The sequence below is a fragment of the Chryseobacterium gleum genome, assembly GCF_900636535.1.
Lineage (GTDB): Bacteria > Bacteroidota > Bacteroidia > Flavobacteriales > Weeksellaceae > Chryseobacterium > Chryseobacterium gleum.
The window spans coordinates 5,049,410-5,059,953 of the sequence record NZ_LR134289.1 but is presented as its reverse complement, the minus strand read 5'-3'; the positions used below and the strand labels follow the sequence as shown (position 1 = coordinate 5,059,953).

Sequence of the window (10,544 nt, the reverse complement as noted above, 5' to 3'; positions counted from 1 at the left end):
TTAAGCAAAGAATGCTGTTACGAATTCCGGAACTACCAATAAGAAGATCATAGCACCTCCGTAGCCCAAGATCTCTTTGTTGACATCCTGATCGCCATTTGTCCATTTGTTGTACACTCTCAGACCTCCGATGAAACCGACCAATCCTCCGACAGCTTTGAGGATAAGCTTGATCGGATCCCAATAATCTTTGATGTCATTGGCTGCATTGGAAATTGCTGTTGCACCACCCTGTGCAAATGCTGGGGTTACAGCAAGGAGGATTACACAAGCAGTCAATAACTTTTTAAACAGCTTGTAATGTTTCGATTTGTAGTTCATAATGATTAAGGATTTATGTTTAGAATTGTGTTTATTTAGCTTAGAATTATGCATAAGGGGTGTGCTATCCGCCTTTTATAGGCGGATCATTTTAGTAGTGAAAAGTTTTGATTAACCTCTTAGATCATTGATTGATAGACCTTATGTCCATCTTGGTTTAGAATAACCTGAACGCTTGTTTCGGCGAGATTTAGAAAGTCTTTAAACTGTTTATGTAAGGCGTCGAGGTTTGGGGATGGAATCTCTTTTTTTTCTTGCTCTTGAATAATGTTTTCCTGTTGGGAATCAAGTGAAACAGTTTCCTTTTGTTCTTTTTCATTTGGCTTTTCTTGTATTTCGGGAACGTTATAAAAATCATCAATATTCTGCTCAGACTCAAACTTCTTTCGAAAGTGATCAAGGTCACGGCTTTCATCTTGTTGCTCTTCCTGATTAGCCCGAAATAGCTCTTTCTTGTTAAAAGAATTAGGAGTATTGATATTTTCTACATCATCGATCTCTATTCTTTGTACTTCGTTTTTGTTCTCTTCTGAAAATTCCGTTAAAGAATACTCTTCAGTTTCATCCGTTTTTTTTGAACTGTCTTTTTTCAAAAAAAGATCATACAATACATTCCCTGCATAATAAAGCAGATAAATGGCTATGATAGAGGTAATTATTTTAATCATATTTTGTAATGAGTTTATAGTGATCCGTTATAATGTAATTTCAAGGCATTTGTTAATGTGGTCAATTAATTCGTTGAATGATTTCTCCACAGCATATCTCTGATGATTCGTTAATTTTCTGGTATCAAGAATTTGTAGACAATTTCTTTTGAATACAGGATTCTTCAATAGCAGTCCATACCTGCTGATTTCGGCGTCCATTCCTTCTTGATTCTGGTATACATAGCCTTTATCAAATCGTGAGCGAATGAATACCCTTTCTGCCTGACTTTCCAACAATCCCAAAAAATTAATGAAGACCAAAGTTGATTTTGCTGAGACATTTGAATATTCAAAGGGAATGACAATAAAATCACTGTAAATAAGAAGGTCGCTGTACTTTACATCCAATGTTCCTGCAAGGTCGAATATGTTTATCTCTTCACTTTCTTTCAATGCTATCAAACTATCAAAATCCGTGAAGGGTTCTTCATTCTCTTCATCAATGATTTCAACATCATATATTTTTGGAATTTCCAGCAATTCATCTTCTTTCCATTTGTGGTAAAACGATTTTTGAAAATCGAAATCGAAGACCTTGATCATTCTTTTAGAATGAGCAGAAACATAATTGGCAAAAGCAATTGCAAGCGTTGTTTTACCTGTTCCTCCTTTCTGCGTTGCAAATGTGATTATCATAATTTTACATTGATTACAGGTTCTTGAAAGCCAGTCATTTCAGCGACCTTTCTTTTTCCTCCTCTTCTTCAATTCATTTTCTGCCGGGTCTTTAGAATTGGCTGAGCTTCTCATCAGTTCAAAAAACATCTCATTGACTGCTTTTTTCAATTCATTTCCTTCTTTATTTTCCTTGGTACTTTCTAATTGAGGATTTAGGAATTCCTGGTATTGCTTTTCTCCAATCATCGGTTTCAATTCTCCGATGTAGTGAAGTCTCGAATAAATGACGTAATATTTTCCTTCCTCCGACTTAATTATATTAACATCTTTATTATTTTGGATTTTCACGTATTCTTTTACATCGTTTCTGATAGCTGTGAATGTGTCCTTATTTTTCAGCTTTTTATTCTCAAAAAGCATAAAGTATTGTATTTCATTTTTTGGGTTTCTATCTTTCAAAAACCTTTGCAGTACTGCTTTAGTTTCATCATTTGGAATATTGTAATCCTTGAGACTTTCAAACAGTTTCTTGTCCATTTTCGCCGAAGTGAATTCAAACAACTCATTCATTTTCATTAGTTCGCTTCCTTTACAAACTGCGCCTGTTTTATGATCAATTACAGTATAGCCAAAAGGTTGAAATTCATCTTTATGGTGGAAAACCAAGTCAATCCCAAAAACATCTCTTAGCTTCTTCTGAAGTTCACTTTCAAATTCAATTTTCGGTGTCCAATCAGCTTTTTGCTTTTCTTCAGGAAGCATCGCTTCCTGCTTTCTAAAATCCTCAACTTTGAAAACCTTGTTGGAATAAATCTCTTTATACTTGGAAAAAATGGCTTTCAGTTGTTTTGTTCTTCTTTCATTCTTTCTATTATCATAAACAATCTGGTCTCCTGATAATGTTCGCTGGATTACTCCGTTTTTTAAAATGGTCAAAGATTTCGCATCATTTGTGTTTTTGCCCAGTTTATAGCCATTTCTGTTAAGTAAAGTTTCAAACTGATGGAGGGAACTCATTTTGTAGTTCAACAGTTTGTTCAATACTTCCTCCGGTTTGATTCCGTAAAGTTTTTCGAGAGTATTAGCTAAAGCTTTTTGAGCTTTTAACTTTTCGTAACTGTCATTAATCTTCTTTCCAGTCTGTTTATCTACTCGAGTCGTAACAATATGAATGTGATTGTTCTCTGTGTCATTATGGAAAGCCACAATAAATGGTTGCTTTCCATATCCCAATTCATCCATAAAGTCATCAGCAATTTTTGTAAGTTCTTCTTTGGAATGCTCCCTGAACTTGGTTGAAATTGTTGCGTGAAATTGAGGCTTAATTACTCTTTTATTTCCAGCCGAAATAGCTTTTAAATAATCTCTTACCTGTTGCTTATTGCTATGTTCATTAATGAAGGACGGAAAGTTTTTCATCATCATCAACTCCCCTTTTCCTTTGTCTATTTTTTTATCATTGTAATTAACTCCTGGAAAGTCGGATCCTGCTGGATTCATTATCTTAACAATCATTTAGATAGCAAAGAATAAATGTTTTCAAATATTTTGTTCTGCTCTTTTTTTAGAATTATTACTTCTGAAAGCTTTTCAGAAAAAACTTTTAAATCCTCAGAACTAATGAATTTTTGGGCATTTACAATCTTGGCAACTTGATTGATATTGGTTTCGATCTTTACAAAAACATTATCTTGTTTTTCAATGAATTCCAGAACTTTTCTTCTTTCATCTTCCAAAATTCTGTTTTCGACAGAATTGATGATTAAACTTGTAAGAGAAATATTTCTTGTGTCGCATATTTTTTTCCACTTTTCTTTTTTCTGATTACTGATTCTAAAAATGATAGTCTTATTCTCGGTTTCAATCGGACTCATTTGAAATAGTAAATAGTTTCATTCTGGTATATCTAAATTGGAATAAAAATTAGAGCAGCAATTGCTAAAGCGCCAACAAAAACAGAATTCAATACTTTCCATTTCTTCATTTGCCTAATGCCTGCTTTCTCAAGGCTAATCTGTTCTTTCTTAGCTGAAATTCCATAGATACAATCTTTATCAAATCCCGTTATTTTTAGATTAAGTACTTTTGCATTAAAATCTTGAACTTCATAGCTTCTGCCAACTTCTATTGAACTTTCAATTAATGGTTTCCCAGGATTAGCTACTATGGTTTTGCAGGAGGTCAATGAAATACATAATAACAGAATTAAAAATATTTGGTAATTTTTCATCACTCTATTTTTTTAAGTTCAATTAAATTTGCAATGCATTAAAGTGCTTCCCAGTTTGCCACACCATTTACACTCTTTAGAACATACGTTCCTACAGGTGGTGGTTGAGGAATTAATTCAGTAGCAAAACCAAATGATCCATCAGATTTAGCCACCACTCTTTTCGTATATGAAGAATCGTTATCTGCATTTGGCATTTGTGAAGGAGTGACACTTAATTTTCCATTGATATTGAGCCATCTTTCAGAAAAATCCCCCGAAATCAACGCGAATTTGTAATCAGTATAATTATTTGTGATACTATCCCAGAAGTTGGTTGAACTTGTTGTAACGGGGGTTGAATGTATAGCTAATTTATTGCTGACGCTTCTATTTCCAGAAGCTGGACTACCTGCTCCAACACCAATAAATACATTGTTTGAACCTGTTCGGTTTCCTGTACCTGACAAATATCCTATCGATATATTATCATTTCCGGAAGTGATGTATGACATTGCTCCTGCTCCGATTCCAATATTTCTGTTTCCTGAAATTATTCCGTTTGCAATTCCATTTAGTGCTGATACACCTGCTCCATAGTTTAACTTACCGGTTATTTCTCCCTGAGACATTGCGTAAAAACTAGCAGAATTTCCTTTTCCTGAAGTGATCTTCGAATCTGTTGCAACGATGGAATTATACTCGCCTGTAATTTGACTTCGGGAATTTCCAAGTGTATAATTTTCCTTACTATCAAAATCAAGATGGAGATTACTTTTGACAACGAGTTCGACAGTTGAGGAGTTTCCTCTGAGAGCAACGTTATTTAGAGGGTCTTCCTGAATAAAAGGTATCCACGCACTACCATCAAAATAATATAAACCTGATTTTGTAATATGAATGACTTGGCCAACTAAATTTGTAGCAGGTAATGTGACAAAGACTATTGTTCCCTTTTTCGCAGTTGAATAAGTTTTTGTTGCCAGTTGCTCTCCCGTGATACGTGGTGGAATAATTCCATCATAATGATTAGTATCATTGGGTTTGCCTACAACTTCTAATGTTGCTTCTGGTGTTTGGGTATTGATTCCGACTTGAGCGTGAACCGCTATACCAAAAAAGGACAAAAAAAGATAAATAAGTGTTTTCATTTTATTATTGTTTTTATTTAAATTCATTTGGTTATAGAATCGCTTTCTTTCATCACTTGTATCAGAATTTCAATTTTGAAAATTCTATTTTAGATATGGCTTCCTCCAGTTAGAATAACTTTGCACTTCTCCATATGTATAAAATGAGGGTGACATTGAACTTAAAGTGCTTTGCGGAATTTGAAAACCATAATTTTCAAGCAAGGCTGGAAAATATTGTGTTGAATTTTCTCGATGCAGTAGGGCGATTTGATACGGAACAAACCCTAAATCACTGCATATATCTCCAATGTTTATGAAAGTATTTCCTGTGATTGGTTCACTATCTAATCTGTATAACTGAAAACGGATATTGACAATACCATTAATTTTTTTAAAAGATATATTTCCATTTAATCCTCCAAAATTTTTTGTTCCTACAGAGTAAGATTTCGATGAAGTCAAATATGCGTTTGTATTACCCCACTGATTTCTCGGAGTTGACCAAGTTGATGTTGCAGTAAGACCTGCAGTACTGGTTGGGTCGAATGTCAGTAAAATGAAATATTCGATTGGATCTTTATCTTGTAAAAGTAGCTGCCAAAAACTTCCATCAAAACAGTATAATCCTGTTTCAACAACAGACTTAACCTGACCGACTAAATTGGTCGCAGGAGATGTCACAAAAACGATAGCACCCTTTTTACCTGAAGTATATACCTTAGCAGATAACTGGTCGCCTGTAATACGAGGAGGAATTACGCCATCATAATGATTAGAATCACTTGGTTTTCCTACAACATCCAAAGTAGCTTCTGGTAATTTGGTATTGATTCCGACTTGCCCTCGCATAGTTATCACAGTAAATAGCAGAAAAAAATAAAAAGGTATTCTCATTTCGTTTTTTGGTTAACATTTCTTCTGCAAAGTTGGGACATCAAAACCTTGAAAACAATAGTGTTAATGGGAGCTGGGCTAAATAAGATGAATTTGGATGATTCTGGAATCTCTGGAGATTAAAAAAGAATAATCTGGATTAATCTGGAATCTTAAACCTAATTTCACAGAAAACAAAAAAACAAGTTCCGCAGTTTTTTACCCTTTTTGAAGAAAAGGCAAGAGAGTCTTTGTGTATCAAACTTGAAAAGTTTGTATATACAAAGACACATCTTGCTATCAGAACGCACGAGTTTTTTAGAGAAACAAAAAAACAATATAAATATTTGATTATAAATATTTTAAAAGACATTATTATGCAATCAAAAAAAATAATAAAATGAAGATATCTTATTACACACTTTTTTGTTCAGGTTTGGAGTGAAACTGTAAACTTTCTACTGAGGTCTTAACAAAACCTGTAAATTACTTTTACAGGATTGCGGTTCATATTTATGATTTTATTGCAGGTAAAATGCTAGGTTATAAGATTTTTTTGGCTGCAAATATTTTATGCAGGTTAAGGTAACAATGCCATATTAGAAGTTTTTAGTTGTGTACTAGTTAAACTCCGCTACAATACTCACTGTCAATTTGACACATTCCAAATTGGTACATTGCTTGTGATAATCTACTAATATTTAAACTATGCCATTAATTACTACAGCAGCCATTGCTGCATTGTACCCATTTTTAATTGAATTAGCTAAGAAAAGTGCTGAGAAAGTTGTTGATACATCAAGTGAAAAACTAACCGAAGGAAGCATTGATTGGTTAAAGTCTTTATTTTTCAAAAATAATGAACCAAAAAATGCACTTAAAGAATTAATTGATGCTCCTGAAGACAAAGAAAGACAAAATGTCATTAAAGCAATAATTGAGAATTCTATTGAAGATAATCCTGAAAATGACAAATTTCTAAAGGAAATTCTTAACAAAGTTCCAAAAACAGAAACTTCTATATACAAAAGTAAAAACGTAAATACTGGTGACGTAAATACCCAAGGTGGTAATTTTAGGATAGGCGACGATTATGGAGTATAAAAATGTAAACACTGGAAATATTGATGCTGAAAGCGTTGAGATTGGAGATAAAATTTATAATAATATTACTCAATTTATAGATGGATTAGGTCTTTTACTTACAGAGTATAAGCAACAGCTTGATGAAATCAACCACCTGATTCTGGCTTTCAAACCCAAAACAGCTCTTGTTTTACTTCAAGCTCTTGAAAAAAGAATAAATGACAGCCAGACTACAGTAGATAATAAAACAAAAAGCAAGTTATTATTCTTAAAAGCTCTTTGTAAAAGAGAATTGTCTGAGTTTACAAGTCAAGAATCTGCAAAAGATTTCATTCACGCTTATAATCTCAATAAAGAGGATGAAGTTTTAAAAACCAAAGCCTGCATAGAATATCTTCATATTCCAGATTCTCAAAAAGCTGTAATATTAGCAGACGAATTATTAAGTATTGATGAGTATAATCTTACAGCTTGGATAGTAAAGACAATAACGTCCAGTAATATCAAACAATTTTTAAAAACTGTTCCTAATGTAATAATCAACGATTACGGTTTTCGTCACAGTATAATTTATCACATTATAAGAGTCGAGAAACTTAATTATCTAGAAGATTTGAGACAATATAATCTTAAGCTAACTTTTGATTTCGAGAAGTACAAAGAAATTAATTTTCAGAACAAGGACTCATTTTTAGTTGCTATAGATCTTTTTGTAAATAGAACTTTCAATGACCATCCTATTCGATACATCAACGGAAAACATTTTTCTATTGAACGTTTTCCAGAATTGAATAGTGGTTTGAGCCTCATCGAGAAATATGTAGTTGGTCTAGAAAACTCAGAAATCGCAGATTCCACCAAAAATCAAAAATTTTATCTCCATTTTTTAAAATACTTAATATCCAATAGCCCTGAAGATATACAGATATTAGAAAGTTTATACAATGAAATAGAAAAACCTAAATGGTTTTTCACTAATGCAATATGCCAGATTTATAATCACCAAGAGCATTACCAAAAGGCATTGGATTCTTTAAATCTATATGAAAAATCAGGAGAAGAACTACATTCTGAATTTTACCTTTTCAAATCAATCGTTCTTTATCTTCTTGAAAAGAATGATGATATTGATGAATTGTATAAAAATTATTTGGAATCGACAGATATTCTTGATGAACGACATTTGTTCAACATTATCAGTGCATTTTTCAATGTTCAAAGGCAAATCGGAAATAAGCACAAATATGTTGAATATCTAGATTTAGCCCTGCAAAAAAACTTTTATCCAAACGAGATTAAGACTTTATTAAAAACAATTGTAGATTTAAGATATATTGAGAAATATGATGAAAAAGAAGTTTATAAATCCCTGAATAGCATAAAAGATAGTGTGGAGTTAAATATTAACTGTAAAAATCTTATTGCTGAGGATTTAGATTTTATAGGGAAAACCAACGAAGCAATACAATATCTGGATTCATATTTAGACAAATCAAAAGTTTCTGGCACCCTACGACTTTACATATTATTACTTGATAAACAACTCTCTGATAAAAATGATTCAGAACAGTTTCGTTACAAAGAATTACTAACTCTTTTAGAGTTTTGGAGGTTAAACAGCAGTTTTGTAGATGAACACCTTTGTAAAATCGAGTATAATCTTTATCTAACAATTAATGACTTTCCAAAGCTAAAAACAATCAGTGAATTTCTATATATTAAATTTCCAAGTAACGAACGATATTTGTATTCTTATTTAGTTTCGCTTGAGAGATCTAGTGATTTTGATAAAATCAAAGATATTTCTGACAGTATGTCTGAGATCTTTAATGATGAAGAGGTAGGAGTTTTTATTTCTGGAATCTTGGGAAGAAATGACATTAATCCAAAAAAGGGATTCGATATACTTTACAACCTGGCAAAAAATCCTAGTAATACAATGGCCAGAAAAAACTATATGGTGGGATCTACTCTATATGATTCATTTTTTGAAAGATATGACGAGATTTGTTTTGGATACTATGTGGTGTATACAATTGGTGATCAAAAATTTCGCGAACAGATTTCTCCAGGTAATGAATTTCATAAGAATTTAATTGGGAAAAAAATTGGAGATCAAGTGTCTATACCTTCCCCAATGACCAATAGAATTAATTCTGTAGTGATTATTGAGATATTCAATGATGCTGTAAACTTATTCCGAGAAATCAATGAAGAGGCACATAATCCGCTAAACAATCTGGGATTTGAATCTTTTCAGACACCTACAAATCCTAAGGATTTTGAGAAAATGCTTATTGAGCAATTTGGCATTAGTGGTTCCCAAGAAAATGAACGAATTAGAGAATCACTAAACAATTATTACAGCTGGAAAATTGGATATACGGAAGTTGTAAGAGCTGTATTCAAAGATAATTTTATAGATGCCTATCTACATCTAACAACTGACTCTGGTAGTAAGTTCACTACACTTCCCAATAGATTAGTCAGGTCAATCACAGATAGTCCTGACATTCTATTCGCATTGGATTTTAGTTCTTTGATGCTTTTTTATTTCTTGGAAAAAGAACTTGATTTCAAATTCATTCATAAGTTTAAAATATCTTATTACATAAAGGAACATATTGAAAATAAAATTTTAGAATTAAAAGGTTCTCACAAAACGTTTATGTATGTTCAGATAACTATGGATGGTGTCAGACCAAGCCCAGTTCCTGAAGATTACAATGAAAAAAGAACTACCTTTTTTCAATCGATTTTAGATTGGGTAAATGAAAATTGTGAAATCGATTATGTTGAAGAAAAGCTAAATGTTCTTCCTAAATTAAAACAAAATGAATCTGATTTCACAGGTAATTTTTCAAATTTAATGGTAGACAATATGTATTTTTCATCTAATGATAAGTACAGATTGATAAGCAGTGACAGTTCTTTAATAAGAATAAAATCTGAACAAAACCTATATTATAATTATATAAATCCAGAAAAATATTTGCTCAGTTATTATCCCGAAAAATGTAACAGTGAGTTTTACAGATTTCTTCTGAAGTCAAAATATTTGGGAATAGGAATAGGACTTGACACCTTAAAAAACGAATTCTATGACTTTATAGCAGGTAGAGAGAACTATTACCCTTTAGTATTAGAGAATCTACAGTTTACAATACACGGTGATGAATCAGTCATTAATACTTGTATTAAATTTCTAAAGCATCTATATTTAATCAATTCATTATCTATGAATGATAAAAACAGATATGCTTCTGAGATATTTAGAAATACATTCTACGGTATTCCATCAAATTTAATTCTTAAATATAAGTCCCAGCTCGCAACCGAGTTTAAGTTGTTAGGAACCAGTTATGATGAAATATTAAAAGAATTTGATTTAGCGGTCAAATTATATTACAATAAATCTTAGAAATTCTTTCAAAAAGATTGCAACCTTTTTTCGAAAGCATCTAAAGTCTTTGCACGGAAATGTTTTTGAAATGGGGTTGCTTCAGACGTCTCAAAAATGCGTTTCCGACCACAGGGAGCAATTGCATTTTTGACAACTTTTTACAAAAAAAAGAGCCAATTGGAATTTATCCC

At 32.2% G+C, this 10,544-nt stretch carries 10 protein-coding genes; 2 read left to right on the top strand and 8 right to left on the bottom strand.

What is annotated here, in order from left to right:
• The 8 genes from EL165_RS23320 to EL165_RS23285 all read right to left on the bottom strand — a co-directional run bounded on the left by EL165_RS23320 (position 1) and on the right by EL165_RS23285 (position 5,885).
• On the bottom strand, positions 1-321 hold the full coding sequence (locus EL165_RS23320; RefSeq protein ID WP_027374949.1) for a DUF4134 domain-containing protein: 321 nt from the start codon (positions 319-321) through the stop codon (positions 1-3).
• Between the two features lie 119 nt (positions 322-440).
• Entirely contained in the window at positions 441-989 is a 549-nt protein-coding gene (locus EL165_RS23315; RefSeq protein WP_002981139.1) for a hypothetical protein, read from the bottom strand.
• A 27-nt stretch (positions 990-1,016) separates the two neighbouring features.
• Positions 1,017-1,667 carry a ParA family protein gene (locus EL165_RS23310; protein WP_002981143.1) on the bottom strand — a complete coding sequence of 217 codons (651 nt, stop codon included), beginning with the start codon at positions 1,665-1,667 and terminating at the stop codon, positions 1,017-1,019.
• Between the two features lie 39 nt (positions 1,668-1,706).
• Positions 1,707-3,164: a relaxase/mobilization nuclease domain-containing protein gene (locus EL165_RS23305; RefSeq protein WP_002981144.1), complete on the bottom strand. Its 1,458-nt coding sequence runs from the start codon at positions 3,162-3,164 to the stop codon at positions 1,707-1,709.
• Entirely contained in the window at positions 3,161-3,385 is a 225-nt protein-coding gene (locus EL165_RS26405) for a hypothetical protein (protein WP_228370545.1), read from the bottom strand. The genes EL165_RS23305 and EL165_RS26405 overlap by 4 nt, the downstream gene beginning before the upstream one ends.
• 170 nt (positions 3,386-3,555) lie before the next feature.
• The gene (locus EL165_RS23295) at positions 3,556-3,879 is read right to left on the bottom strand and encodes a bacteriophage spanin2 family protein (protein ID WP_002981146.1); all 324 of its coding nucleotides are present in this window, start codon (positions 3,877-3,879) and stop codon (positions 3,556-3,558) included.
• Positions 3,880-3,917: 38 nt separating this feature from the next.
• The gene (locus tag EL165_RS23290) at positions 3,918-5,009 is read right to left on the bottom strand and encodes a hypothetical protein (protein ID WP_228370546.1); all 1,092 of its coding nucleotides are present in this window, start codon (positions 5,007-5,009) and stop codon (positions 3,918-3,920) included.
• 84 nt (positions 5,010-5,093) lie between these two features.
• Positions 5,094-5,885 carry a hypothetical protein gene (locus tag EL165_RS23285; RefSeq protein ID WP_002981148.1) on the bottom strand — a complete coding sequence of 264 codons (792 nt, stop codon included), beginning with the start codon at positions 5,883-5,885 and terminating at the stop codon, positions 5,094-5,096.
• 687 nt (positions 5,886-6,572) lie between these two features.
• Here EL165_RS23285 and EL165_RS23280 point away from each other — a divergent pair.
• Entirely contained in the window at positions 6,573-6,968 is a 396-nt protein-coding gene (locus EL165_RS23280; protein ID WP_002981150.1) for a hypothetical protein, read from the top strand.
• Positions 6,958-10,371 (top strand): hypothetical protein, encoded by a 3,414-nt coding sequence (locus EL165_RS23275; RefSeq protein WP_002981151.1) that lies wholly within the window; start codon positions 6,958-6,960, stop codon positions 10,369-10,371. Before EL165_RS23280 ends, EL165_RS23275 begins: the two co-directional genes overlap by 11 nt.
• The last annotated feature ends 173 nt before the right edge of the window (positions 10,372-10,544 follow it).

Excerpts from the sequence above, each read along its gene's own strand:
- EL165_RS23310 (WP_002981143.1), bottom strand. The coding sequence starts at position 1,667 with ATGATAATCACATTTGCAACGCAGAAAGGAGGAACAGGTAAAACAACG.
- EL165_RS23305 (WP_002981144.1), bottom strand. The coding sequence starts at position 3,164 with ATGATTGTTAAGATAATGAATCCAGCAGGATCCGACTTTCCAGGAGTT.
- EL165_RS23285 (WP_002981148.1), bottom strand. The coding sequence starts at position 5,885 with ATGAGAATACCTTTTTATTTTTTTCTGCTATTTACTGTGATAACTATG.
- EL165_RS23290 (WP_228370546.1), bottom strand. The coding sequence starts at position 5,009 with ATGAAAACACTTATTTATCTTTTTTTGTCCTTTTTTGGTATAGCGGTT.
- EL165_RS23315 (WP_002981139.1), bottom strand. The coding sequence starts at position 989 with ATGATTAAAATAATTACCTCTATCATAGCCATTTATCTGCTTTATTAT.
- EL165_RS23280 (WP_002981150.1), top strand. The coding sequence starts at position 6,573 with ATGCCATTAATTACTACAGCAGCCATTGCTGCATTGTACCCATTTTTA.
- EL165_RS23275 (WP_002981151.1), top strand. The coding sequence starts at position 6,958 with ATGGAGTATAAAAATGTAAACACTGGAAATATTGATGCTGAAAGCGTT.
- EL165_RS23320 (WP_027374949.1), bottom strand. The coding sequence starts at position 321 with ATGAACTACAAATCGAAACATTACAAGCTGTTTAAAAAGTTATTGACT.
- EL165_RS23295 (WP_002981146.1), bottom strand. The coding sequence starts at position 3,879 with ATGAAAAATTACCAAATATTTTTAATTCTGTTATTATGTATTTCATTG.